This is a genomic window from Endozoicomonas sp. Z74, from assembly GCF_057680865.1.
In genome coordinates, this window is sequence record NZ_JBLYZI010000096.1 from 1 (window position 1) to 23,659 (window position 23,659).

General features: G+C 51.5%; 24 protein-coding genes. 12 read left to right on the forward strand and 12 right to left on the reverse strand.

Features of this window, described 5'->3' with window-relative positions:
* Nucleotides 1-161 precede the first annotated feature (161 nt).
* The 4 genes from ACNRUY_RS20870 to ACNRUY_RS20885 form a co-directional block, all read right to left on the reverse strand.
* Complete coding sequence (locus ACNRUY_RS20870; protein WP_488113598.1) at nucleotides 162-371, reverse strand: hypothetical protein; 210 nt, start codon at nucleotides 369-371, stop codon at nucleotides 162-164.
* Between the two features lie 61 nt (nucleotides 372-432).
* Nucleotides 433-972 carry a YaeQ family protein gene (locus tag ACNRUY_RS20875; protein WP_488113599.1) on the reverse strand — a complete coding sequence of 180 codons (540 nt, stop codon included), beginning with the start codon at nucleotides 970-972 and terminating at the stop codon, nucleotides 433-435.
* A gap of 644 nt (nucleotides 973-1,616) precedes the next feature.
* A complete protein-coding gene (locus ACNRUY_RS20880) occupies nucleotides 1,617-1,856 on the reverse strand; it encodes a YecH family metal-binding protein (protein ID WP_488113600.1) in 240 nt (79 codons plus the stop codon).
* 205 nt (nucleotides 1,857-2,061) lie between these two features.
* The gene (locus ACNRUY_RS20885; RefSeq protein WP_488113601.1) at nucleotides 2,062-2,748 is read right to left on the reverse strand and encodes a potassium channel family protein; all 687 of its coding nucleotides are present in this window, start codon (nucleotides 2,746-2,748) and stop codon (nucleotides 2,062-2,064) included.
* 363 nt (nucleotides 2,749-3,111) lie between these two features.
* On the opposite strand from ACNRUY_RS20885, the gene ACNRUY_RS20890 reads away from it, so the two are divergent.
* From ACNRUY_RS20890 to serS, 5 genes are all read left to right on the forward strand, one after another.
* Entirely contained in the window at nucleotides 3,112-5,403 is a 2,292-nt protein-coding gene (locus ACNRUY_RS20890; protein WP_488113619.1) for a DNA translocase FtsK, read from the forward strand.
* A gap of 73 nt (nucleotides 5,404-5,476) precedes the next feature.
* Nucleotides 5,477-6,193, forward strand: a complete 717-nt coding sequence (gene lolA / locus ACNRUY_RS20895; protein ID WP_488113602.1) for an outer membrane lipoprotein periplasmic chaperone LolA — start codon at nucleotides 5,477-5,479, stop codon at nucleotides 6,191-6,193.
* A gap of 46 nt (nucleotides 6,194-6,239) precedes the next feature.
* Nucleotides 6,240-7,589 carry a replication-associated recombination protein A gene (locus ACNRUY_RS20900; RefSeq protein ID WP_488113603.1) on the forward strand — a complete coding sequence of 450 codons (1,350 nt, stop codon included), beginning with the start codon at nucleotides 6,240-6,242 and terminating at the stop codon, nucleotides 7,587-7,589.
* 203 nt (nucleotides 7,590-7,792) lie between these two features.
* A complete protein-coding gene (gene crcB, locus ACNRUY_RS20905) occupies nucleotides 7,793-8,182 on the forward strand; it encodes a fluoride efflux transporter CrcB (protein WP_488113604.1) in 390 nt (129 codons plus the stop codon).
* A gap of 125 nt (nucleotides 8,183-8,307) precedes the next feature.
* Nucleotides 8,308-9,597 carry a serine--tRNA ligase gene (gene serS, locus ACNRUY_RS20910; RefSeq protein WP_488113605.1) on the forward strand — a complete coding sequence of 430 codons (1,290 nt, stop codon included), beginning with the start codon at nucleotides 8,308-8,310 and terminating at the stop codon, nucleotides 9,595-9,597.
* Between the two features lie 91 nt (nucleotides 9,598-9,688).
* On the opposite strand, the gene ACNRUY_RS20915 is transcribed toward serS, so the two are convergent.
* Nucleotides 9,689-11,074 (reverse strand): MATE family efflux transporter, encoded by a 1,386-nt coding sequence (locus tag ACNRUY_RS20915; RefSeq protein WP_488113606.1) that lies wholly within the window; start codon nucleotides 11,072-11,074, stop codon nucleotides 9,689-9,691.
* Between the two features lie 183 nt (nucleotides 11,075-11,257).
* Here ACNRUY_RS20915 and ACNRUY_RS20920 point away from each other — a divergent pair, with 183 nt between their 5' ends.
* Complete coding sequence (locus tag ACNRUY_RS20920) at nucleotides 11,258-12,277, forward strand: acyltransferase (RefSeq protein ID WP_488113607.1); 1,020 nt, start codon at nucleotides 11,258-11,260, stop codon at nucleotides 12,275-12,277.
* A gap of 174 nt (nucleotides 12,278-12,451) precedes the next feature.
* Nucleotides 12,452-13,834 (forward strand): siroheme synthase CysG, encoded by a 1,383-nt coding sequence (gene cysG / locus ACNRUY_RS20925; RefSeq protein WP_488113620.1) that lies wholly within the window; start codon nucleotides 12,452-12,454, stop codon nucleotides 13,832-13,834.
* A gap of 137 nt (nucleotides 13,835-13,971) precedes the next feature.
* On the opposite strand, the gene ACNRUY_RS20930 is transcribed toward cysG, so the two are convergent.
* The 3 genes from ACNRUY_RS20930 to ACNRUY_RS20940 all read right to left on the reverse strand — a co-directional run bounded on the left by ACNRUY_RS20930 (nucleotide 13,972) and on the right by ACNRUY_RS20940 (nucleotide 15,994).
* Complete coding sequence (locus tag ACNRUY_RS20930) at nucleotides 13,972-14,298, reverse strand: hypothetical protein (RefSeq protein WP_488113608.1); 327 nt, start codon at nucleotides 14,296-14,298, stop codon at nucleotides 13,972-13,974.
* A 355-nt stretch (nucleotides 14,299-14,653) separates the two neighbouring features.
* Complete coding sequence (locus tag ACNRUY_RS20935) at nucleotides 14,654-15,469, reverse strand: Rossmann-fold NAD(P)-binding domain-containing protein (protein WP_488113609.1); 816 nt, start codon at nucleotides 15,467-15,469, stop codon at nucleotides 14,654-14,656.
* Nucleotides 15,470-15,547: 78 nt separating this feature from the next.
* Nucleotides 15,548-15,994: a nucleotide triphosphate diphosphatase NUDT15 gene (locus tag ACNRUY_RS20940; RefSeq protein WP_488113610.1), complete on the reverse strand. Its 447-nt coding sequence runs from the start codon at nucleotides 15,992-15,994 to the stop codon at nucleotides 15,548-15,550.
* A 167-nt stretch (nucleotides 15,995-16,161) separates the two neighbouring features.
* On the opposite strand from ACNRUY_RS20940, the gene nfuA reads away from it, so the two are divergent.
* The 3 genes from nfuA to ACNRUY_RS20955 all read left to right on the forward strand — a co-directional run bounded on the left by nfuA (nucleotide 16,162) and on the right by ACNRUY_RS20955 (nucleotide 17,838).
* The gene (nfuA, locus tag ACNRUY_RS20945; protein ID WP_488113611.1) at nucleotides 16,162-16,743 is read left to right on the forward strand and encodes a Fe-S biogenesis protein NfuA; all 582 of its coding nucleotides are present in this window, start codon (nucleotides 16,162-16,164) and stop codon (nucleotides 16,741-16,743) included.
* Nucleotides 16,744-16,805: 62 nt separating this feature from the next.
* Entirely contained in the window at nucleotides 16,806-17,297 is a 492-nt protein-coding gene (gene greB, locus ACNRUY_RS20950) for a transcription elongation factor GreB (protein ID WP_488113612.1), read from the forward strand.
* A 145-nt stretch (nucleotides 17,298-17,442) separates the two neighbouring features.
* On the forward strand, nucleotides 17,443-17,838 hold the full coding sequence (locus ACNRUY_RS20955) for a hypothetical protein (RefSeq protein ID WP_488113613.1): 396 nt from the start codon (nucleotides 17,443-17,445) through the stop codon (nucleotides 17,836-17,838).
* A gap of 30 nt (nucleotides 17,839-17,868) precedes the next feature.
* Here ACNRUY_RS20955 and ACNRUY_RS20960 read toward each other — a convergent pair whose 3' ends face one another.
* Both ACNRUY_RS20960 and ACNRUY_RS20965 read right to left on the reverse strand, forming a co-directional pair.
* On the reverse strand, nucleotides 17,869-18,945 hold the full coding sequence (locus ACNRUY_RS20960) for a 3-deoxy-7-phosphoheptulonate synthase (RefSeq protein ID WP_488113614.1): 1,077 nt from the start codon (nucleotides 18,943-18,945) through the stop codon (nucleotides 17,869-17,871).
* A gap of 195 nt (nucleotides 18,946-19,140) precedes the next feature.
* On the reverse strand, nucleotides 19,141-19,911 hold the full coding sequence (locus ACNRUY_RS20965) for a sulfite exporter TauE/SafE family protein (protein ID WP_488113615.1): 771 nt from the start codon (nucleotides 19,909-19,911) through the stop codon (nucleotides 19,141-19,143).
* 212 nt (nucleotides 19,912-20,123) lie between these two features.
* Between ACNRUY_RS20965 and cysB the strand changes: the two genes are divergently transcribed.
* Nucleotides 20,124-21,098 (forward strand): HTH-type transcriptional regulator CysB, encoded by a 975-nt coding sequence (gene cysB / locus ACNRUY_RS20970; protein ID WP_488113616.1) that lies wholly within the window; start codon nucleotides 20,124-20,126, stop codon nucleotides 21,096-21,098.
* 50 nt (nucleotides 21,099-21,148) lie between these two features.
* On the opposite strand, the gene ACNRUY_RS20975 is transcribed toward cysB, so the two are convergent.
* On the reverse strand, nucleotides 21,149-21,427 hold the full coding sequence (locus tag ACNRUY_RS20975) for a hypothetical protein (RefSeq protein WP_488113617.1): 279 nt from the start codon (nucleotides 21,425-21,427) through the stop codon (nucleotides 21,149-21,151).
* Nucleotides 21,428-21,580: 153 nt separating this feature from the next.
* Here ACNRUY_RS20975 and thrH point away from each other — a divergent pair, with 153 nt between their 5' ends.
* Nucleotides 21,581-22,183 carry a bifunctional phosphoserine phosphatase/homoserine phosphotransferase ThrH gene (thrH, locus tag ACNRUY_RS20980; protein ID WP_488113618.1) on the forward strand — a complete coding sequence of 201 codons (603 nt, stop codon included), beginning with the start codon at nucleotides 21,581-21,583 and terminating at the stop codon, nucleotides 22,181-22,183.
* 189 nt (nucleotides 22,184-22,372) lie between these two features.
* On the opposite strand, the gene ACNRUY_RS20985 is transcribed toward thrH, so the two are convergent.
* Entirely contained in the window at nucleotides 22,373-23,533 is a 1,161-nt protein-coding gene (locus ACNRUY_RS20985; RefSeq protein ID WP_488113621.1) for an MFS transporter, read from the reverse strand.
* Nucleotides 23,534-23,659 lie beyond the last annotated feature (126 nt).

Genomic DNA, 23,659 nt, shown 5'->3' on the forward strand with positions numbered 1-23,659 from the left:
TGATTAGTATGAATCATAAGGGTTACCTTTTTACGATTTAGATTTCAGTGATTTCACCCTCTATCTAAATCGGTAACCCTTCCCTTTTTTGAAGAGGGAATTGTCAGATCAGATCTGAACTAATGCAAATAATCTCATGCTTTTCTTCTGAGCCAGCGATCTTATTCGCTGGCTCGGGCCTTCAGATCTTCAATCACTCCTCTGAACAGTTGTCGCTTTCCTGTTTCAAACTGAAACCAGCTGTTTTGTGCAAATCTTGGAAATTCGTAGCGAAAATAATAGCCATCTTCATAGATCGACAGGTCGAGGCTTCTGGCAGCCGCACCCACCAGAAGAATCAGAAGAAAGATCAGAGAGAGCAGTCTGTACATGGCGTAACCCCGAATAGAGACGGATTGTATTCAAGTCTGTATTCAGGGTAGCTGTAGCCGCTCAGTTGGGAAAGCGTGGTTCGATATCAATCTGGATACTGGTTTGATCGTCATTCAACCAGAGATGCTGGTCCTGGACAGTGCATTGAAGTTTCATGGACTTCGTGACCAGGCTCGCCAGATCGCTGGCACTGGCAGGGACATTATATACTTCCAGGTTTCTGAACCGGTTGACCATGGTGTTATTCTGCTGCCACCAGATATCTGCACTGCGCCCACCATAGTTGTAAAGCACAACGCTTTTTGCCCGGCCACAGGCCTTTCTCAGGCGCTTTTCATCGGGCTGTCCCAGGTCGATCCAGGTTTCAATATCACCGCTCAGGTTTCTGGACCAGATATCCGGTTCATCATCGGTGCTGATTCCACGGGTAAAGGTGAGGTTGTCTGAGGCATGGAGCAACCAGGCCATAAGCCGGATCATCATCCGTTCATCGTTCTCGGATGGATGTCGCGCTATGGTGAGCTCGTGATCAGCGTAATAGTGCCGGTTCATATCCGCAATATTGACCGATGCTTTGAAAATAGTTGCTTTCAGGGCCATTCAGGAGGGTCTCGCCAAGGTGCTTGTTCAGAAAGAAAGAGGGAAAGTGTACCCTGACCGGAAAACACACGCACTCCGTTCTTTTTCTTTTGCTACAGGCTTTTGTCAGTAAGCTGTAATGTTGATTTGTATCAATATGCTCTGGAATGACAATACGTAATATGGCCTACGCCTGCAGGGGAACATGAGGGGGGAGTTCTCCGATAAAAGCCTTTGATTGCGGGGGAGGTAATTCACGGGCTACGAAGATGTACAGGCACAATGTAAAGAGTTTTGAACCGGTACCTGCTACCGGTTTTATTTTATGTACAGGGACGTACTGTATCCTGAAAATGCAGGAGCAATTTTCAGGGTATGTCAGGGATGTACTGTATCCTGAAAATACAGGAGCAATTTTCAGGGTATGTCAGGGATGTACTGTATCCTGAAAATGCAGGAGCAATTTTCAGGGTATGTCAGGGACGTACTGTATCCTGAAAATGCACGACCACATGGATGTGGGAGCTAGTACCCACAGGACCTAAAGGCATAAAAGCAACGCAGGAGCAGTTACCGTGGAGCAACTGCCAGTGCCAGCAGGAATACTCAGTCAGCCAGAAGATGGACTTTCACTGCCTGGCAGCCTTTCAATCAGTTAACGACCTTCAATGACAACCGCAGTTGCACCCGTGAAACTGAATCCGGTTGTCCTGCTCAACCAGCTTTCCCTTTTCGAGAAACATTGACAGCAGAGTATCAGCATCCAGGTCGCTGGCTGAGCAGGTATGATACCGGGCATCGGCACCAAACTCGCTGGTCAGTTTTGACAGAAGCTCATCTTTCGCCATTGCCTGCTCCTGTTCGCGAACCAGCTTAAGTACATTGTGCCCGTGTATGGATTCCATAGTATGTTCTCAAGGAGATAAAAGGAGCGTCTGAAGATACTGGCCGTAGAGAAATAAGACATTCGTAGATATTCGTATGAAAGCCCTTGCAGGTAGGCTGCAGGGGCTGCGCACGTGATCGTTATTACAAAATTACGTATCAAGGAAGGCGAGCAGTTCGCCATCCCTGGTATTTTGTTGTGCAAGTAAACTGAATGTTGCATGTTTACTTTCCTACAAACCGCGCGATCATTACCGTGGGGCTGAGTACTCCAATAACCGCCTCCAGGGTCACAAGACTCTGGGCCAGAGGGCTTAAGGGCAGGATATCGCCATAGCCAAGGGTGGTCAGGGTGACAAAACTGAAATAGAGATAATCGGGCCAGCTGGACACGTTCTGTCCCGATAGGTCAAAAGCACCGGGGCTCAACAGATTGATCAGCAGGTACAGATAGCTGAAGGTGATCCCGGTGAGCAGATAGAAGTTGATGGCTGCCAGCAACTTTTCCAGCTGGGGAAGCGGGCTGAACAGGTGCCGGATCAACATCAGCATCATGCCCGTATGGAACAGCATACTGCTGATCAGGGTGAAATAAGTCAGCCACTGGGGAGCCCATTGAAATTCCGCAACAATTCTCAGCACCACAATAGCAAGACCACTCACTTCCAGCAGTAGCCTGACCCTTGGGCTGCTGTCCGTCAGGGCGCTGAGAACCAGTACCAGGCTGGCAATCATCAGGCAGGCGAACAGAGTACTGGCGGCGGACTGGTTGTCCAGCATCAGGGGGGAGATGACAATACTGGCGGTCAGGTTGAAGAGCAGCAGACCCAGGGTAAAGTCCGGTTTTTCACGAATCCGTCGGGTTAACTGCTTTCCCCCGCGAAGAGCTTTTCGAACCGCACTTTTCATCATTCAGTCAGCCTGTCATGTAAAATAACCAATGCTTATAGCGAAGGAAAAACAGTGGGTGGCACGCTCCTTATGGAAGAGGTGAGTACACTGTTTTTCACACTGAGGTCTCTACGATACCACGATATGTCTGTAGCCAATGAACAGCCATGACTTTCCCTGCCGATACTGCTTGTACATGGGTTATGGGTAAAGCGTACCGTGAAGGGCGTTGTGGATGGATTCGCTGTCATGGTATCTTGACCGGATTCCTTTTATTTCCGTTATTTCAGGGAGCCAATGACAGAGTCGGTGAGTAAAAAGCGCGGTAAACTGAACCGTCAACCCAGAAGGTCAGTATCTTCCTCTTCCGGTCAGGCAACGGTTATGGAGGGGATTTCCCTGCGTGTTCGGGAAGGGATTATGTTTGGCTGGTTACTGCTGGCCAGCTTCCTGATTCTGGCCCTTTCCAGTTATGACAAAGTGGATCCCGGCTGGTCCTACGTGGGGGCGGCTAATTCCGTTTCCAACAGTGCCGGCCGGATCGGTGCCTGGTTTGCGGACTTGCTGCTGACGCTGTTCGGCTTTCTGGCCTGGCTGGTCCCCCTGATCCTGGTTTACAAAGCGGTGCGAGTCTATCGCTATCGCCATCAGCCCCAGTCGATGCCCCCCTGGTTGCTGGTGATCCGGGGCTGTGGGCTGTTGCTGTGTATCTGCTCCGGTGCGGCCCTGGCATCTCTTCATTATCATGGTCTGGACAACCTTTTTCCGTCTTCCAGTGGCGGCATTATGGGGACACTGATCCTTCATCAGTTTTTACCGGCCTTTAACGTCACTGGCAGCACACTGATCCTGATGGCGTTGTTTTTGACGGGGCTGACCCTTTATACCGATCTCTCCTGGTTCCGGCTGATGGATCGCATCGGGCAGGGTACGCTCTTTCTGTTAGCCAGGCTCAGTGAGTGGCTGCAGTCCCTGTGGCGCTGGATTGAAATAAAAAGAGAGCAGCGTGCGCTGGCCAAGGTCAAGATTGACCGGGACAAAGAGTTGGAACTGGACCGCCAGGCCCGGGAAAGCCGGCCGCCAGTGCTGATCAGCGAAAAGCCAAAACCGCCGGTCATCAGTACCCGTGCCCTGAAAGAGAAGCAGGTAACGCTTTTTGACGGAGAGACGGATGACGTTCCCCCGGGTCAGTTGCCCGCTGTCTCGCTTTTGGATGAGGCCAGGCACTCTGGTAAGGGAATGAGCCAGGAATCCCTGGATGCCATGTCCCGCCTGCTGGAATTAAAACTGAAAGACTTCAGTGTCCAGGCTGAGGTGGTCGCCGTTCATCCGGGGCCGGTGATTACCCGTTTTGAAATCCAGCCTGCTCCCGGTACCAAAGCCAGCAAAATCTCCAATCTGGCCAGTGATCTGGCCCGTTCCCTGGCGGTGGTGAGCGTGCGGGTAGTGGAAGTGATTCCCGGGAAATCGGTGATGGGCATTGAAATCCCCAATGAAGACCGGGAGATCGTCTTCTTCAGTGAGATTATTGCCTCGAAAGCCTTTGATGAGGCCCAGTCCCCTCTCAGCCTGGCTCTGGGGCATGACATTGCCGGGCAGCCGGTGATTGTTGACCTGGCCAAAATGCCCCATCTTCTGGTGGCAGGGACTACAGGGTCCGGTAAATCGGTGGGCATCAATGCCATGTTGCTGTCCATGCTGTTCAAGTCGAACCCGGAAGAGGTCCGGCTGATCATGATTGACCCGAAAATGCTGGAACTGTCCATTTATGACGGCATTCCCCACTTGCTGGCTCCGGTGGTGACCGATATGAAGGAAGCGGCCAACGCCCTGCGCTGGTGTGTGGCTGAGATGGAAAGGCGTTACAAGCTGATGGCCCATCTGGGGGTCAGAAACATTGCTGGTTATAACCGCAAGGTGAAAGAAGCGATCAAGGGGGGAGAGCCCCTGACCGATCCGTTCTACCAGCCGGTATCCGCTGAAGATACTCCTCCTGAATTGCAGACCCTGCCCTTTATTGTGGTGGTGGTGGACGAATTTGCTGACATGATGATGATTGTCGGTAAAAAGGTGGAGGAGTTGATTGCCCGTATTGCCCAGAAGGCGAGGGCAGCGGGTATACACCTGATTCTGGCTACCCAGCGGCCGTCTGTTGATGTGATTACCGGCCTGATCAAGGCAAATGTGCCCACCCGTATCAGTTTTCAGGTGTCCAGCAAGATTGATTCAAGAACCATTATTGACCAGGGTGGCGCCGAACAGTTGCTGGGCCATGGAGATATGCTCTACCTGCCTCCGGGGACCAGTGTACCGATCCGTGTCCATGGGGCTTTTGTGGCGGATGATGAAGTACACCGGGTGGTGGCGGACTGGCAGAAGCGGGGGGGTCCCGAGTTTGTGGATGAGATCCTCAATGGTGTCGGGGAAGGGGGCTCGGAAGGCAGCGCGTTTTCCGGTGGCCTGGACGACAGTGAGCAGGACCCGCTGTATGACGAGGCGGTGGCCTTTGTCACAGAGTCCCGGAGAGCCTCCATTTCCTCGGTGCAACGCAAATTGAAAGTGGGTTATAACCGAGCGGCCCGGATGATCGAATCCATGGAAGCGGCGGGTGTGGTCAGCCCGACCCTGAGCAATGGCAACCGGGAAGTGATTGCACCGCCTCCTCCGAAAAACTGACGGTTAGGTTGTCCTCAAAATCCAGCCCGGGTATTGATTTTTTAGATTTATCGCTGAGTAGATAGTTGAACATATGATTAAGAAACAGCTGTTACCTGTTGTTTTTACAGTTTTTTATTCGCTGGGGCTGCAAGCGGCCCCGGTGGGCAATACAGCCCCTTCTCCTGCCAGTCAAAAGCCAGACCGCTCCACCCCGGCTTCGATTCAACACGATGAAGTCGCAGCGGAAGCCCTGGCCAGCAAGCTGCAGAAAATCAATACCCTCAGTGCCCGGTTTGCCCAGAGTTCAGTGGACAGCAAAGGGCAGACCAAAATGGAAAAGGGGATCATACAGCTGAAAAAACCGGACCGGTTTCGCTGGCAGGTGACCGAGCCTTTTGACCAGGAAATCATTGCCCATGGTGGCAAAATCTGGATGCTGGACCCGGATTTCAAACAGGTGGTGATCAAGCGGCAGGATGCTAGTGCCGGGCCGACCCCGGTGCAGCTGCTCAGTGGTGATGCCAGGCGCTTTTTAAAAGATTACCGGGTGGTGCGTATGAATTATGGGAAAGAAGTCGTCTATACCCTGCGCCCGGCAGTTTCCAGCGAGTTGTTTGAGAGCCTTGATATCCATTTTGCCGGGCAGCAGCTGTCAGCCATCAGCCTGAAGGATTCACTGGGAGGCAAGCGCAGGATTGATTTCTCCAGTGTCAAAGTCAACGGTGGGGTCAAGGATGCCCTGTTTGTTCCGGATATTCAGCGGCTGAAAAAAGAAGGTTTCGATGTGATTGATGAGAGCGACGCTTGAGGCTCCCTTTCCTTCATTAAAACCTTTCGTCCTTAAAGAGAGCGTTATGGATTCGTTGTTTGATGAGCCGCCGGGGCCAGCCTCCGGGACCAGCCCTTATGAGCCACTGGCGGCCAGAATGAGGCCTCGTCTTCTGGAAGAGTACCTGGGGCAGGAGCACATTCTGGGCCGGGGAAAACCCCTGAGGGAATCCCTGGAACAGGGAATGCTGCACTCCATGGTGTTCTGGGGGCCTCCCGGTGTGGGCAAGACCACCCTGGCCCGGTTGATTGCCCAGCTGAGTGATGCCCACTTTGAAACACTGTCGGCTGTGCTCAGTGGCGTCAAGGACATCCGTGCGGCGGTGGCCCGGGCCAGAGATGAGCAGCAGTTCAGACAGCGTAAAACCCTCCTGTTTGTGGATGAGGTACACCGTTTTAATAAGTCCCAGCAGGATGCTTTTCTGCCCCATATTGAAGATGGGACGGTGATTTTTATCGGTGCTACCACGGAAAACCCATCTTTCGAATTGAATAACGCGCTGCTCTCCAGAGCCCGGGTGTATGTGCTTAAACCCCTTGATGAAAGCGCCATTGGCCAGGTCATCGATCAGGCTCTGGCCGACCCGATCCGCGGATTGGGTGCTCAGGGGGTGACTCTGGAGGAGAATGTCCGGGATATTCTGGTTCGTTATGCGGACGGGGATGCCAGAAAAGTGCTGAATACCCTTGAGGTGGCCGCTGACCTGGCAGAGCAGGGCGTTATAACGGCAACAACGGTCCAGGCCATTCTTGGAGACGGAGGCCGTCGCTTTGACAAGGGTGGGGATGCCTTTTATGACACCATATCGGCGTTCCACAAATCAGTCCGGGGCTCAGATCCTGATGGGGCTTTATATTGGGCCGCCCGTATTGTCGATGGGGGAGGGGACCCTCTCTACGTGATCCGCAGACTGGTGGCCATAGCCAGCGAAGACATCGGCAATGCCGATCCCAGGGCCCTGGAAATTGCCGTCAATGCCTGGCAGGCCTTCGAGCGCCTGGGGGCTCCGGAAGGGTTGCTGGCCCTGGCCCACGCCACGGTTTATTGCGCCTGTGCCCCTAAAAGCAACGCCGTGTACAAGGCCTGGAAGGCGGCGCTGGACGATGTTCGTGAAAACCCCTCCCTGGAAGTGCCGCTGCACCTTCGCAATGCCCCCACCCGGTTGATGGGGGATCTGGGGTATGGCGATGGCTACCGTTATGCCCATGATGAGCCCAATGCCTATGCGGCCGGAGAGTGTTATTTTCCGGAAGCGATGGAACCCCGTCAGTACTATCAACCCAATGACCGTGGGCTGGAAATTAAAATCCGGGAAAAGCTGGCCAGGTTACGGGAGCTGGATAGTTCCAGTGAGATGAAAAGACGACAGATATAGCGTTGAGTGGATAGTCCGGTCTTGGCGTCAGGATTCGATACGGTGAGAGGGCTCCTGGATCAGGTGGGGTAAGATGATATGATGTTTTTTCTAAACGATATTATCCAATCATATTTTCTTGGCTTTCATTTCAGTACCCCTCCAAAACACGACAATACCCAACTCAACAGAAGTTAACCAGAAATCAGGTTTGAGCTGACACTATGTACCATTACCTTATTATCGCCGCAGGCGGTGCCTTGGGAGCAACCCTTAGAGCCCTTGTCTATCAGCTGTTTGCGGAATCCAAAAATGCCCAGTTATTTCCGTTGCCCACCCTGACGGTTAATGTGGTGGGCTCCGTACTGATCGGGATAGGCTGGTACTGCCTGGTGGAAAAAGCCATGCTGCCACCGGCCTGGAAGAATTTTGCCATTACCGGGATGCTGGGAGCCCTGACGACCTTCTCCACCTTTTCCCTGGACGCTTTCCGGTTGATCCAGTCCGACCGTTTGCCAGAGGCCATTGCCTATATCCTGGCCAGTGTGCTGGTCTGCCTGTTTGGCACCTGGGCGGGTTATCAGGGAGTACGGATGATGCTTGGCAGTGCCTGAAGTCTAAAAAATCCCTTGTGAAACCGCCACCATTCCTTATTATTAGAGGCTTGTTTTGAAGCGGCCTTTGGCGGCTTCAAACCCCTCAGACACTCATGCCTAAAACACAAGGTTAACAAGTTCCTATGCTGGACCCCAAATACGTTCGCAGCCATCCCGAGGAAGTCCGTGACACGCTTCTGAAGAAGCAGTTCACCCTGGATGTTGATCGCCTGAAAGCCCTGGAAGAACGCCGGAAGTCGCTTCAGGTGAAAACAGAGCAGCTGCAGAGCGAGCGTAAGTCGGGCTCGAAAGCATTTGGCAAACTGAAAGCCCAGGGCGGTGATGTCACAGAACTCAAGGCGCAGATGGACCGTGTCAATGCCGAACTGAAAGACAATGAGCAGGCCCTGGCGCAGTTGCAGGATGAGCTGAACGGCCTGCTGCTGGAAGTACCGAATCTGCCGGATCCTTCCGTGCCCGAAGGCCGTGATGAAAACGACAATGTAGAAGTACGCACCTGGGGCGAACCCCGCCAGTTTGACTTTGAAATTAAAGATCATGTGGATCTTGGTGAGCCCCTGGGCCTGGATTTTGAGTCTGCTACTCAACTGTCCGGTGCACGTTTTGCCATGCTTCGTGGAAAAATTGCCCGATTACACCGGGCTCTGGCCCAGTTTATGCTGGATGTTCAGACCACAGAGCATGGCTATCAGGAAGTGATCACGCCACTGCTGGTGCACGACAAAGCGCTTTATGGTACCGGTCAGTTGCCCAAATTTGGTGAAGACCTGTTCAAGACCGCCTGTGATGATGACACTGGCACTGAACAAAAGCTGTTCTATCTGATTCCTACTGCTGAAGTTACACTGACCAACATGGTCCGTGAGCAGATTGTTGAGGCTGACCAGCTGCCCCTGAAACTGACAGCCCATACTACCTGTTTCCGCAGTGAAGCAGGAAGCTATGGCCGGGATACCCGGGGCATGATCCGTCAACATCAGTTTGAAAAAGTGGAAATGGTGCAGGTAGTGCATCCGGAGCAGTCCTTCCAAGCCCTGGAAGAGATGACCGGTCATGCCGAAACGATCCTGCAGAAGCTGGGGCTTCCCTACCGGGTGGTCGCTCTTTGTGGTGGTGATCTCGGGTTTGGGGCGGCAAAAACCTACGACCTTGAAGTGTGGCTGCCTGCCCAGAATCAATATCGGGAGATTTCTTCTGTCAGTAACTGTCTGGACTTCCAGGCCCGGCGCATGAAAGCACGCTTCCGCAATGAGACTGGCAAGCCGGAGCTGGTGCATACCCTGAATGGTTCGGGCCTTGCGGTGGGACGGACTCTGGTGGCGGTTCTGGAAAACTATCAGGATGCTGAAGGGCGTATTCATATTCCTGAAGCCCTGCAGCCTTATATGGGCGGCCTGGAAGTGATTGACTGATTCCAGGGCTTGCGCAGTACTCCGGGTTTCCATGCATCCCATGGGAACCCATCCTCTCCAGGTAAGATCAATCCAGAACTTACGCTGCAGTTCAGACCTCTTTTTCCACCACCAGGTTTTTCAGCCAGCAGCGGGCTACCACCCGGTAAAGCACCAGAACCGCTTTGGTCACTTCTTCCATCAGCACCATCACAAACACCAGATACAGAGGCATGTGCCAGACGTTCACCGCTGCCCAGGCCAGGGGAATGCCTACGCCCCACATGCCGATGATATTGATGGCTGCTGTGGCTTTGACATCGCCGCCGCTGCGGAGGATACCGACAATACCGGTAAGATTGATCACCCGAATACAGAGGGCAAAGCCGGCAATCACCAGAATATCGCTGGCCAGGGCCAGGGTATCCCCCTGAAACTTGCCAAACAGACTCACCACATCCTGGCTGAATACCAGCATCAGTAACCCGATGCCCAGGGCAATCAGTGGGGCAACGATCAGGAACCGCCGTCCCTGTTTCCAGGCCAGGTCAAACTGACCAGCGCCCAGCTCCTTACCCAGAATGATGGAGACGGCAATGGCAAACCCGATAAACAGAGAGATGAGTACACCTTCCACCGATGAGATCGCGCTCATCACCGCCAGCTCTACCACTCCCATCTGGGCAAAAATCAGATTGTAGATGATCAAACCGAACGACCAGAGCCCGTCCTGCAGCAGCATGGGGATGCAAATGGCCAGATACTTTCGCCAGTGCCGGGTGTTCATGGATTCAGAAAAGTCGGTCCGAACCGGTACCAGGCTGGAGCGAACTTTCCGGATGTAGTAAATAAGCAGAAACATCTGGATTACCCGGGCCAGGGCCGTTCCCCAGGCGGAGCCGGCTACCCCCAGGGCGGGGAAACCCATGTGTCCATAGATCAGCAGGTAGTTGAGGGCGACATTGATGGCAATGGTTATAAAACCGATGCGGGTGGGTGTCTTGGCATCGTTGTTGGCCCTTAACAGCGTTTCCAGGGGAATGGTCAGGGCGATGCACAAAAAGGAGGGCGCAGTGATCACCAGGTATTCACTGCCCAGGCGGATCAATTCACTGTCCTCGCTGGCCAATTCCAGAATCTGTTCCGGAAACAGCAGATAACCGATGACAAAGGGCAGGGTGATCAGTAGGGAGGCCAGTATCGTCTGTACCAGTGTACGACGCATGCCATTCATATGGCGGGCACCGATAAACTGGGCCACCAGAATGCTCATGCCGCCGCCCAGGGCTGCCACCAGAATCATATTGAAAAAAAAGATCCGGTTGCCCAGCCCCACTGCAGCCACTTCGGTTTCACCCAGCAGCGACACCATAAAGATGTCAACCAGGCCCAGCAGCGAGAACATCATCGACTGCAGGGAAATGGGCAGTGCCAGTTGCCAGAGCTGGCGTAAAAACGCCTTATTTGAAAGTGTTTGGTAAGAGTCAGGGGTCGTCATGCAGACAGCTTGTTAGTATTCTGGTGGAAAGGTTATATCGACAATAATTGTTTGAACTGTACTCGCATAAGCACCTTGGACAGTAGTTCGGATTTATGCTTATGGCAGCGGTTGAACTCACTGCCTGAGCCGGGCTGCAGCAGTGATGATTCTGCAATCAGAGTACAGGTTGGGGGCGGGTAGATGAAAACAGAAGTAAAGCCATTGTTTTATCTGGATGTACTGCGGGCCGTTGCGGCAATAGCGGTGGTGGTTATTCATGTGCTGGGACCTTACCGGCAGCTTTATGGCCAGATCCCCATGGATCAGTGGTTTACCGCCACCAGTTTCAACGCTGCTTCCCGGTGGGCGGTTCCTGTGTTTATTCTGATTACCGGTGGGCTTTTTCTCAGTGACCCCAGGCCAATACGTCCGGGGTATTTTATCCGACGACGACTGGCCAAGGTGTTGGTCCCGTTTTTATTCTGGACCGGGATCTATGCCTTGCTTTCGGGATTGCAGGGGGATTTCAGTTACCAGTCTACTGTCGCCCTGGAAACCTTTGAGGCCATACCTGTTGAGGCCAGCTGGTATCATCTGGGGTTTTACTATTACTTTATACCCCTCTATTTTCTGATTCCGCTACTGAAGCCCCTGGTGCAATCGGTATCCCATCGGGTGGTGCTGGGCATGATTGCCGGGTGGCTGCTGCTCTCCCTCAGTTATTTTCTGAGAATCGACAATATCCTGCAGATTGACCTGTTTCTGTACGGTGGCTATCTGATGCTGGGCTACTACCTGATGAATTACGATCTGAGCCGCTATCGTCCGTGGATCATTCTTGGGGGCATTGCTGCGATTATCGCCACCCAGGGTGGGGTTTACTGGCTGAGTACCCAGAAAGAGCGCTACTCCATGGGGCTGTTTCTCTCTTACCAGACCCCCAATGTGATTATGGTGGCGACCATGGTGTTTGTTCTGGTCAAATCCTACGGCGACCGGTTGACCGGCTGGGTTCGCCAGGGGGCAGCTACCCTCAGCCGGTACAGCCTTGGAATTTACCTTCTTCACCCGCTGATTCTGTGGCCCATCTACAACTATGACCTTTATTTTGGCCACCCACTGTTTGCTATTCCTTTCCTGACGGCAGTGACCCTGTTGTTGACTCTTGTTTTGGTACGAGGGTTGTCGTCACTCAAGTTAACGTCATGGACTGTGCCATGACCTTCTGGGTCCGCCGTTGCTTTATAACCTGAAAGAATAAAAAATGAAAATTTGTTGTTATCTTACAAACCCTCGTTATTGATAGAATCGGACTTCAGTGTAAAAGGCGCCTGTCGGGTAGAACATGCATCGACAGTGAAAGAAAGTACAGAACGTAATAACAAAGAGAATAACGTGGATTATCTGCCATTATTTCTGCAAGTTCGTAACCAGCTTTGCCTGGTGGTGGGTGGTGGGGACATAGCGCTCAGGAAAGTACGTTTATTACTGGCTTCCGGGGCCTGTATAAGAGTGGTCGCACCGGACATTGGTGATGATATCAGGGCGGTTCTGACCGGTCCCGGCCATCAGTTGATTGAAAGGGGCTTTGAGGATCGTGATGTTCAGGGTGTCTGTCTGGTGATTGCCGCAACGGATGACTCCGGGGTGAACCAGCGGGTGTCAGCAGCGGCCCAAAGCCGGCAGCTTTTTGTCAATGTGGTGGACGATGCCGACGCCGGAAATGCGGTGATGCCCGCCATTGTTGACCGCTCTCCCGTGGTCGTTGCCTTTTCAACAGGCGGCAAGGCTCCGGTACTGGCCCGGCTGCTTCGACAGAAACTGGAAACCATCCTGCCCCAGGGCTTTGGTCGCCTGGCAGCCCTGGCGGGTGAGTGTCGTCAGCTGGTGCAGGAGAAATTTCAGAAAATCAATGACCGGCGATATTTCTGGGAAACACTGTTTGAGGGCCCGGTGGCGGAGCAGGCCCTGGCGGGAAATATTGATCAGGCCCGTCGGATGCTGGTTGCCCAGTTGGAAGCCACAGAAGCGCAAAAGACAGGAGAAGTGTACCTGGTGGGAGGAGGGCCTGGTGACCCGGACCTGTTGACTTTTAAAGCCCTGAGGTTAATGCAGCAGGCGGATGTGGTGCTCCATGACCGGCTGGTGTCGGAGCAGGTGCTTGCCCTGTGTCGTCGGGATGCGGATTATATCTATGTGGGAAAGAAACGGGATCGTCACACACGTCCCCAGGAAGAGATCAACGCTTTGCTGGCTGAACTGGCTAAACAGGGAAAGCGGGTGCTTCGTCTTAAAGGGGGAGATCCCTTTATTTTTGGCCGGGGAGGGGAGGAGATAGAAACTCTGGCCAGTGAGGGAATTCCGTTTCAGGTGGTGCCCGGTATTACCGCAGCCTCTGGTTGTGCCAGTTATGCGGGGATTCCCCTGACCCATCGGGACCATGCCCAGTCGGTGCGTTTTGTAACCGGGCATTTAAAGGATGGCAGTTATTCCCTGAACTGGAGTGAAATGCTGGACCCAGGGCAGACCCTGGTCTTTTATATGGGGCTTCTCGGGTTGCCACGGATCTGTCAGGAGTTGATGGCCCACGGTCGTGACAGGAATACACCGGTTGCCTTGATTCAGCAGGGCACTACAGAAAACCAGAGAGTCTTTACCGGAACGCTGGAAACCATCAATCAGCGGATTGAAAATGAGAAAGTGAAAGCGCCCACTCTGATTATTGTGGGTAGTGTGGTGACGCTTCATGACCAGTTGAGCTGGTATAAAACGGGTTAGCTTTTAAAAAATATTATTTGAACACTGATTTATCAGTCCCTGAACGGGGGTTGATAAATCAGAGAAGGGGCGATTAGACTTACGTACAACTGGCCATGCAATATGAGGGGTAATCTGAAGCGAACTGCACCACTTTTTCATGTTGCACGACCTTCTCTAATTGCCCAATATTCTTCAATGGCGTCTTCGTCTACCTGGATTTCCACTGGTTTGCCCCAGTGAGCATTACTGCCCGATTTCTTAACACCCGAAATCCAATACTCTTTGCCGGTTTTTTCTTCATAGAAATTACCAGAGATACCGCCACCTTTCATTCGCTTTAAGGTAAGGTCACGATAGTAAACACTGCGTCCGGTTTTTGAGAAAGTCACCCAGCCTATTCGTGCAGGTACACCATTCATACCGCCCTCTTTATTCTCGATGTACATGACGCGCCGGGATTTTCCTTGTGTTAATTGACTCATATCTTTCACTCCATATTGCATAATCGTTGGACAGTTATACCAGCCTCTTTCTTTGCGGCTTAATGCTATTAGGCTGTATGTTATTTAGCTCATATCGAAAATACTGAACCGGCTCAGCACTATTTATCGGTGCTGCCCAAGAGTTAACAACAGTAAAAAAGTGTAAATCAACAAAGCCGTTTTTCAGTGAACAAGCCCACTAACCAGCTTTTCTGTTTGTTAAAGCACTCCTGTCAGACAAAGGGTATCGACAAAAGTTCAGGGTGCTTTGTGTTTTATTGGTTTGTGGTGAAAAACGCTTGATTTTGCATACGTGCAAGATCAAGCGTTTCTTGAAAAGAGGATATGGAGTTTGTTAAATGGCCAATGCAGCTAACGGATCCGGATGAATAAAGTGATACCCTAGCGCCTCTTTCAATTTATCACAGTTAACCAGCCGGTAAGGCATGGGCTTTTCGATAAACTGAGGAGGGGAAATACCCATCAATTCACAGGAGCGGGTATACAGTTGCCTGCGGGTAGGGTGTTCATCCGCAGAAGCATTGAAGGTCTCACCGAAAACATTCTGCAGGATGATTTGTTCAATGATCCGGATGCAATCTTCCCGGTGAATCATATTGACCGGGTCATCCGCTCCTCCCAGCTCTTTTCCGGAAAAGTACCGACCGGGCTGGTATTCTCCGCCAATGAGGCCGGAAAAACGTAAGACTGTGGTTTTAAAAGCGTTGTTTTTTGTGAACAGTTCCTCAATATCCAGCCAGGCGGTATCCGAAAAAGGGGACTGGATGCGAACGGCGTCTTCTTCCGTCACTTCCCTGTTTTCCTGGGGGTAAACGGAAGTGGCGCTGACAAAAATCACCTTGCTGACCTGGGATGACTCAATCCGGGCCACCAGGTGCTCCATCTGGCGGAAATAAAAGTGAGGCTTGCCATCGCCTTTGCCGGGGGGGACATTGATAAACAGAATATCGGAATTGAGAAGAGCCTCAAGCTCACCCTCAGGTTCCGGTGTCAGCGTCAGCAGGCAGGGCTGCATACCCGCTTCATGAATCACTGCCCTTTTTTCCTCCCGGGTGGAGGAACCCTTGACAGAATACCCGGCCTCTACGAGCTTTGCTCCGAGAGGCAGACCCAACCAGCCACAACCGAGAATGCTGATGGTTTCTTTCATCCATTGACCTCAACGACGTTACAAGTGTAAATGCGAATAATTCTCGCTTATTCCGTAAAGAAACACCAGTGTTCTATTTCATGAAGAGGGCAGGTAATCCAGTGGGTTGAAGTTGTTTTCAACCAGGGTTCTCAGGGGCAGAAACAGGGGAGAGGGCAGGTTGTTCCAGTCAAACCACTCCCAGTACTCGCACTTTTCCGGTTCCCGGTTGATGGCTTCACCCACAGGAGACTCAGCAATCAATATCAGGGTAACGTAATGTTTACCCCGGCTGTGAAAGACGCTGTTGGTGTAGGGGCCGACAACGCATTTACCCAGTTCAAGCCCGGTTTCCTCCATGGCTTCACGGCGGGCACAGACTTCTACTTCTTCACCGTATTCAAGATGCCCCCCAGGGAACGCCCACTCTCCCTCCCCGTGGGCATTTTTTCTTTTCCCAAGCAGGATTTTTCCATTGCGTATAATGGCAATTCCAACCCCCACCAGTGGCCGGTCGTTGATTACGGGTTGTTCTGAGGCAGTCATAGGGTACACCTTGATGTGATTCCCACTATTTTGCCCTAAACAGCGCTGTCTGAAAATGGAACTCCTGTGAGCCCCTGAACCATGAATAACCCAGTGGTCCACTGGGGATTTCATCCATCCCGGGAATATCATAGAATGCACCTGTAGTTAACAGAGGTACTCACGACTTGAACATTACATTCACGGAAGCTGCGCAGAACTATCTTGGTCAGTTGCTGGAGAAGCAGGGCGTTGAGGGCATCGGGGTTCGCCTGTTCGTCAGTAACCCGGGGACGCCCCATGCAGAGACCTGCCTGGCCTACTGTAAGCCGGGTGAAGAAAAAGAAGGAGACCTGAAACTGGCCCTGAACCACTTTGACTGCCATGTAGAAGGTGTCAGTGAACCGTTTCTTGATGAAGCCGTGGTGGACTTTGCCGAGGATAAGCTGGGTGGCCAGCTGACCATCAAGGCGCCCAATGCCAAAATGCCCAAAGTCAATGAGGACAGCCCTCTGGACATGCGGGTGAACTATTTCCTGCAGACCGAGATTAATCCCGGGCTGGCTTCCCACGGCGGAATGGTTTCTCTGGTGGAGCTGGATGAAGATGTAGCCGTCCTGCAGTTTGGTGGAGGCTGCCAGGGCTGTGCCAGTGTTGACCTTACCCTTAAGGACGGTGTGGAACGTACCCTGATGGAGCGCATTCCTGAACTGAAAGGGGTTCGGGATGTGACCGATCACAGCAACCGGGAAAATGCGTTTTACAAGTAAGGCCGCATCCAGGGATAAGGCTGAGTTGAGCTTTCTCTGACGGTCGACCTGATGGTCCGGACATGAAATCACCGCTGATTACCCGGGAAGGGAAAGAAAAACTGGAAGAGGAGCTTCAATACCTCTGGAGGGTGAAGCGCCCCAAAATTACCCAGGCCGTGTCTGAAGCGGCAGCCTTGGGTGATCGCAGTGAAAATGCTGAATACAAAGAAGGGAAGCGGCTGTTAAGGGAAATTGACCGACGGATACGTTACCTGAGTAAACGCCTGGATGTACTGAAAGTCATTGAGTACTCCCCACAGCAGGAGGGAAAAGCGTTTTTTGGCGCCTGGGTTGAGCTTGAGAACGAGGCAGGGGAGTTGCTCCTGTGCCGTATTGTCGGGGCGGATGAAATTGATGTCAGCCTTGGTCACATCACCATTGACTCCCCCATGGCCCGGGCGCTGATTGGACGACAGGTGGATGATGAGATTCAGGTCAAAGCACCTGGGGGCATCAAAATCTGGACCATCAACAAGATTCAGTATCAGCCTTTTGCTGCTGACCCTTCCTGAAGGGGCCGATAAGATAAATGCTGGTATTTTTATCCAGGCGGTAAAGATACTGGTATATCTGAGCTGAAATATGGTGTATCGTTTCCGACCTTTTTTGGAAATCTCCCCTTGGTAACCGCCAATTATCCTGTAGCCTGAAGGAACTGTGAAGCGTTATAAGCAGAGTATTCTGTCCAACTTTTTTTTGACCAGGGATGACAGTGACGTCCACCATCTGGTGGAGGCTAACCTGGATATTGAATCAAGAAGTGATCGGACCCTTTGTACAGAGGTGCTTCATGGTGAGTGCAGCTATGAGGTGCTTGTGAACCAGCATCTTCCAGGTGTTTGCCTTATTTGTTCGGCGATACTGGATCGACGCATCAGCAATATGCCCATTGAACGAAAGAACCACCCGGTCAGGGAAGAACTGGTCGCTGAAGCCCCCCCGGAATCCCAGCTCTCGCTGGGGTTGAGTCCCTCTGTGTACCCGTCAGTAAATGAAAATACTTCTGAAGGCCTGAAAGAAAAACAGCCCGAACAATTCGAGCTGCTTATTTAAGAGTTCTATCGGGGTTTTTTCCCCTCCGGATTAGCTCCGCTTTCGCTTCGGCAATACATCCTTCAGTTTTGCATGAATGCTGCGAAGAGTGGTTTCCGTTGTTTCCCAGTCAATGCAGGCATCCGTGATGGAAACCCCGTATTGAAGGTCCTTCAGATCTTCCGGCATTTTCTGGTTGCCCCAGCCAATATTGCTCTCCACCATCAGGCCCACAATAGAATCGTTGCCCTCGAGAATCTGATTGGTGACATTTTCCATGACCAATGGCTGAAGGGAAGGGTCCTTATTGGAGTTTGCATGGGAACAGTCCACCATGATGTTGGGCTTGATACCGGCCTTTTCCAGTTCCTTCTCACACAGAGCCACACTGACGGAGTCATAGTTGGGCTTGCCGCTGCCTCCCCGCAGAACAATATGTCCGTATGGATTGCCCTTTGTATGTGTGACTGCCACCTGACCCTGGCCATTCAGCCCAAGAAAACGGTGGGGGCTGGAAACGGACTGCAGGGCGTTGATGGCCACTTCCAGTCCTCCATCCGTCCCGTTTTTAAAGCCCACTGATGAAGAGAGACCGCTGGCCATTTCCCGATGGGTCTGGGACTCAGTGGTTCGGGCACCAATGGCAGACCAGGCCACCAGGTCTTGAAGGTACTGGGGTGAAATGGGGTCCAGGGCTTCTGTTGAGGCGGGTATTCCCATCTCTGCCACATCCATCAACAGGCGGCGGCCGATATAGAGCCCTTCCTCAATTTTGAATGAGTCGTTGAGATGGGGGTCATTGATAAGGCCTTTCCAGCCAACGGTGGTCCGGGGTTTCTCAAAATAGACGCGCATGACCAGATAAAGAGTGTCGTCCAGTTCCTGACTCAGTTCTTTCAGGCGCCGGGCGTAGTCCTTGGCGGCCTCAACATCATGAATTGAACAGGGACCGATCACAATAAACAGGCGGTGATCCTTGCCGTCCAGGATATTGCGGATCACTTCACGGCTCTCGGAGACGGTTTTTGCCGCTGCAGGAGAGACAGGAACTTCTGTTTTCAGGCGATCCGGAGTCACCAGAATTTCCTGGGACTCTATATTCAGGTCTTCAATGGGTAAAACAGCCATGCACGCACTCTCATTGTAAAGTCAAACTCTCCCGGTCAAGTGGGTCAGGGTGAACTTCATTCCTGACTTAAACAAACCCATTCCGGACAAAATTACAGCCCCCAGATCACAGTTGCTGCTGGTTATGCATATTCCACTAGGATTATGAGGGTTTTCACTTTATTCAAAGTACCGTTACCCTGCAAGCCTGAACCGTTAAAAAAGGTAACTGACTCCCAGCATGAGCAGAATCAGGGCTAATATGGATCTCATTAACTGATCAGACAATTTTTTCCCAACGATGGTTCCAATATATATAGCGGGTATTGACCCCATGAGCAGACTGCCCAGCAACATGAAGTCTACGTTTCCCAGCCACATGTGCCCCATGCCTGCCACCAGGGTTAAGGGAACGGCATGGGCCAGGTCACTGCCAACCACCTTCACGGGTTTCAGAAGAGGGTAAAGCAGAATAATGGCGGCAGTACCAAGAGCGCCAGCCCCTACCGATGAAAGTGTTACCAGTCCTCCCAGAAGAAGTCCGGCCAGGAGTGTTACTGGCAGCAGGTGCTTTTCCGGGATCAGTGAATCACTGGCCAGCTGCCATCGTTGAATGAAAGGGCTGAGAATAAGAGCCACTGATGTGAGAATCAGCATAATCCCAAGGCATAGTGTAAGGATCGGGCTATAATCAGCGCTTCCGTCGAAGAAAACCCTGAGCATAACGATGGTGAGAGCAGCGGCAGGCAGACTGCCGGCACAGAGGGTTGCCACCAGTTTCCAGTCAATGCTTTGCTGGCGGTGGTGGACAATGACACCGGTTGACTTGGTGATGGCTGCATACATCAGGTCCGTTCCAACAGCAATGTGGGCCGGAAAACCAAACAGCAGCAGCAGAGGAGTCATTAGTGAACCCCCTCCTATGCCTGTCAGGCCAACCGCAAAACCCACCCCGGCGCCGGCTGCCATGTATGTTGGAAAGTCCATAAGCACCCTTAAATATATGGTCTAAAGTTATAAGTAGCTCAGACGATGTTTGAAAATATGACTAAAAACTCATGATTCGCTGGTAACTATATTGACTGGCTAGTATTCTGGAAAAGAATTTAATTTCATTCTTTTATGCTTTATAGAACTAACGAATTCGGTAACACCACTCGCATTTTGTCAGTACAACCCGCCTGACCGGAGGCCATCTAATGAAGCTGCAACAACTGCGCTATATCTGGGAGGTTGCCCACCATGACCTCAACGTATCAGCTACTGCGCAGAGTCTATACACCTCGCAACCCGGTATCAGCAAACAGATCAGACTTCTTGAGGATGAACTGGGTGTTGAAGTATTTGCCCGCAGCGGCAAACATCTGACTCGAATCACTCCGGCCGGCGAAAAAATCATTGATACCGCGGGGGAAATCCTCCGCAAGGTTGAGTCCATCAAGCAGGTGGCACAGGAGTTCAGTGATGAACGCAAGGGTAGCCTCTCCATTGCCACCACCCATACCCAGGCCCGTTACGCTCTTCCTCCCATTATTAACCAGTTTATTACCCAGTACCCGGATGTTGCGCTGCATATGCACCAAGGTACTCCGATCCAGATTGCTGAAATGGCTGCAGACGGATCCGTTGACTTTGCCATCGCCACCGAGGCTCTGGAGTTGTTTAATGACCTGGTGATGATGCCCTGTTATCGTTGGAACCGCTGTGTCCTGGTCCCAAAAGATCATCCCCTGGCCCAGGTATCCGAGTTGAGCCTCAAGGACATTGCCCATCATCCACTGGTGACCTATGTGTTCGGTTTTACCGGGCGCTCCAAACTGGACGAAGCGTTTATGAATGAGGGGCTGTCGCCCCGTGTTGTTTTTACGGCCACTGACGCTGATGTGATCAAAACTTATGTCCGGCTCAACCTCGGAGTGGGTATTGTTGCCAAGATGGCCTACGACCCGGAACTGGATTCTGATCTGGTGGCTCTGGATGCAGACCATCTTTTTGAACCCAGTATCACCAAGATCGGTTTTCGTCGTGGCACCTTCCTGCGCGGGTTTATGTACGACTTTATTGAAGCCTTCGCACCCCATCTGACCAAAGATGTTGTGCAGGAAGCGATTCTCCGTCATAACAAGGCCGAGGTGGATGAGCTGTTTTCTCATGTTCAGTTGCCCACCCGTTGACCATGATGACCTGGTTTTAAGCCCGGCAGGGTTTGCTGTACTGCAGGGCATCAGGCCGCTTTCTCCAGCACCTCTTTCACCAGCTTGAAATAAATGGTGTAAATCACCGGCTCCTGGCCTTCCTGCTCCACGATAAAGAAGGGCGCCTTGTTGACCTGATGCATGTCGGCCAAGAGGGCGCCCGGGCTTGAGGGGTCATTTTCCACGGCGGTGACAAAGGTGTCGATCCGGTCCACATAGCCGGACTTTTCCAGTCTTTCCTGTACCTCAAGGCATTTTTTGCAAAGGTTGCCGTCAGCCATGACTTTCTTGACCATGGTGATTTTCATAAATGATGTCTCCTGATTCAGCCCTGGATGGGTAACCGTGACCGTCTATTCTAGCAACGGCTTTTTATGCGATTATAGAATTATTGCCTATATTTATAGGTGTTTGTGCTATATTCCTCCCGTAACCAAATTGAACAATGGGGAGTATAGGTGATGGATGTCGTCTGCCTGGATCTGGAAGGGGTGTTGATTCCTGAAATATGGATAGAATTTGCGACACAGACAGGGATTGACGAGTTAAGGGCGACCACCCGTGATATTCCTGACTATGACGAACTCATGACCATGAGGCTTGGGATTCTTGAGCGACACAACCTGGGGCTTAATGAAATCCAGGAGGTTATCCGGGGTATGAAGCCCCTGGCAGGTGCTGTTGAATTTGTTGACTGGCTCAGGTCCTGCTTCCAGCTGGTCATCCTCTCCGATACGTTTTATGAGTTTGCTGACCCCTTCATGATTCAACTGGGACGACCAACCTTGTTCTGTCACCGGCTGGAAGTAGACCCATCCGGGAAAGTCACCGGTTACCGCCTGCGGCAGAAAGATCCGAAGCGGGCGGCGGTCAAAGCCCTGAAAAGTCTGAACTACCGTATTCTGGCAGCAGGGGATTCCTATAATGACACAACCATGCTGGCTGAAGCGGATGCAGGCTTTCTGTTTAAAGCGCCGGAAAACGTCATTGCTGAATTTCCCCAGTACCCGTCAATCACGGATTATGATGGCCTGAGAGCTGCGATAGTTTCAGCAGCCACCTGACGTTCACATGGATGGGTGAAAAAAGCTTCTTTTGAACAATGAATGGACACCGGAAACTGACCGGTGTCTTTTTCTGTTAATTGCCCTTTAGCCTGGATCATTCCTTTAAGGCTGAAATGTAAATGCGTGCCCATTCCTACGAAAAGTTCGCTGCTCATAAAATGCACTACTTTTCGGTGTACACCCCCCTCATTCGGCAGACAATTCGGGAGACCCAGTTGAGCCAGAATAAAGAGCTATGGATAACAGGGCAAATACCAGGGCAGATAGAGCCATGCCAATCGCTCCCCAAGGAAGGCTGGAAAGATCTTTGCTAATAAGTAACCTCCCACCCACAGTCGCACCAATTGCTACACCAAGGTGCATTGCGCTGGTATTAACACCAATAACAACATCTCTGGGGCTCCTTGCAAGATCTATCAGGTAACTTTGTACAACCGGAGATATAGACCAGCTAGCCGCAGCCCAGAATGATAAGCTACAGAAAAACATAATGGGGTCTTTGGATATGCTCAACAGGAAAGTCGCCAAAATATAGAGGGCTGGGACTGTGATCAAGGCCGTTTTTCTTCCTATCAGGTCAGAGAAAGTACCCGCAAGTATTCCGCCTGCAACCCCTGAGATGCCAAAGATAGTAAAGATAAAGGATTCCACTTCAGGCCCACTAAAACCTTTATTGCCAGAGAAGGATGTTAAGTATGTAAAGAGTATGAAATGACCCGCTATAAACAGAATTGAAACAAGTTGCCCTAGCAGCTGCTTTATATCTTTTAGGTGAGCGGTAAATAACCGGGTCGGGCTGCCTTCATTTTTTACTGTTTTTACGTATGGCAACTTTTCTGAAACCAAATAAATGGTAACTGCACCAAGCAACACCATGGCAAGTCCTGTTACCCGCCAGTTGCTCATGTGGGTTATCCAAACTCCCACAGGCACCCCCAGAAATGTCGATCCACTGATACCCAAATAAACTAATCCAATAGCTCTGGCTCTAAAATGATCTGTAACCAGGCTTACTGCACAAATAACTGCACTTACTGAAATTTGAGCACAAACGATTGCATTGATTACCCTTGAACAGTTTATTAATAGCAACCCCGTGCCCGGGACCATAACCAGCAGGTTGACAGCTGTAAAAATTGCCAGAGAGGTCAGGAGAGCAACTTTTGTGTGTACACGAAATGCTACTACCGCAGCAAAAGGGGCATAAAGGGCGTATGTCAGCGAAAATACAGAAATAATAGAACCGGCTTCTGTTTCTGTAACAGACAACCCCTTTGCAACATCGGGAAGAATGCCGATAAAGATATTTTCAGCAAGACCGGTTAAAAAAACGGCTGTTGTTAATATGCATTAGTTCAGATCTGATCTGACAATTCCCTCTTCAAAAAAGGGAAGGGTTACCGATTTAGATAGAGGGTGAAATCACTGAAATCTAAATCGTAAAAAGGTAACCCTTATGATTCATACTAATCA

Coding starts and splice junctions, on each gene's coding strand:
- ACNRUY_RS20870 (WP_488113598.1), bottom strand. CDS start 371: ATGTACAGACTGCTCTCTCTGATCTTTCTTCTGATTCTTCTGGTGGGT.
- lolA (WP_488113602.1), top strand. CDS start 5,477: ATGATTAAGAAACAGCTGTTACCTGTTGTTTTTACAGTTTTTTATTCG.
- thrH (WP_488113618.1), top strand. CDS start 21,581: ATGGATGTCGTCTGCCTGGATCTGGAAGGGGTGTTGATTCCTGAAATA.
- serS (WP_488113605.1), top strand. CDS start 8,308: ATGCTGGACCCCAAATACGTTCGCAGCCATCCCGAGGAAGTCCGTGAC.
- ACNRUY_RS20875 (WP_488113599.1), bottom strand. CDS start 972: ATGGCCCTGAAAGCAACTATTTTCAAAGCATCGGTCAATATTGCGGAT.
- ACNRUY_RS20960 (WP_488113614.1), bottom strand. CDS start 18,945: ATGGCTGTTTTACCCATTGAAGACCTGAATATAGAGTCCCAGGAAATT.
- ACNRUY_RS20940 (WP_488113610.1), bottom strand. CDS start 15,994: ATGACTGCCTCAGAACAACCCGTAATCAACGACCGGCCACTGGTGGGG.
- ACNRUY_RS20900 (WP_488113603.1), top strand. CDS start 6,240: ATGGATTCGTTGTTTGATGAGCCGCCGGGGCCAGCCTCCGGGACCAGC.
- cysB (WP_488113616.1), top strand. CDS start 20,124: ATGAAGCTGCAACAACTGCGCTATATCTGGGAGGTTGCCCACCATGAC.
- greB (WP_488113612.1), top strand. CDS start 16,806: ATGAAATCACCGCTGATTACCCGGGAAGGGAAAGAAAAACTGGAAGAG.
- ACNRUY_RS20935 (WP_488113609.1), bottom strand. CDS start 15,469: ATGAAAGAAACCATCAGCATTCTCGGTTGTGGCTGGTTGGGTCTGCCT.
- ACNRUY_RS20930 (WP_488113608.1), bottom strand. CDS start 14,298: ATGAGTCAATTAACACAAGGAAAATCCCGGCGCGTCATGTACATCGAG.
- ACNRUY_RS20890 (WP_488113619.1), top strand. CDS start 3,112: ATGGAGGGGATTTCCCTGCGTGTTCGGGAAGGGATTATGTTTGGCTGG.
- ACNRUY_RS20920 (WP_488113607.1), top strand. CDS start 11,258: ATGAAAACAGAAGTAAAGCCATTGTTTTATCTGGATGTACTGCGGGCC.
- ACNRUY_RS20880 (WP_488113600.1), bottom strand. CDS start 1,856: ATGGAATCCATACACGGGCACAATGTACTTAAGCTGGTTCGCGAACAG.
- ACNRUY_RS20965 (WP_488113615.1), bottom strand. CDS start 19,911: ATGGACTTTCCAACATACATGGCAGCCGGCGCCGGGGTGGGTTTTGCG.
- ACNRUY_RS20975 (WP_488113617.1), bottom strand. CDS start 21,427: ATGAAAATCACCATGGTCAAGAAAGTCATGGCTGACGGCAACCTTTGC.
- ACNRUY_RS20915 (WP_488113606.1), bottom strand. CDS start 11,074: ATGACGACCCCTGACTCTTACCAAACACTTTCAAATAAGGCGTTTTTA.
- crcB (WP_488113604.1), top strand. CDS start 7,793: ATGTACCATTACCTTATTATCGCCGCAGGCGGTGCCTTGGGAGCAACC.
- ACNRUY_RS20885 (WP_488113601.1), bottom strand. CDS start 2,748: ATGATGAAAAGTGCGGTTCGAAAAGCTCTTCGCGGGGGAAAGCAGTTA.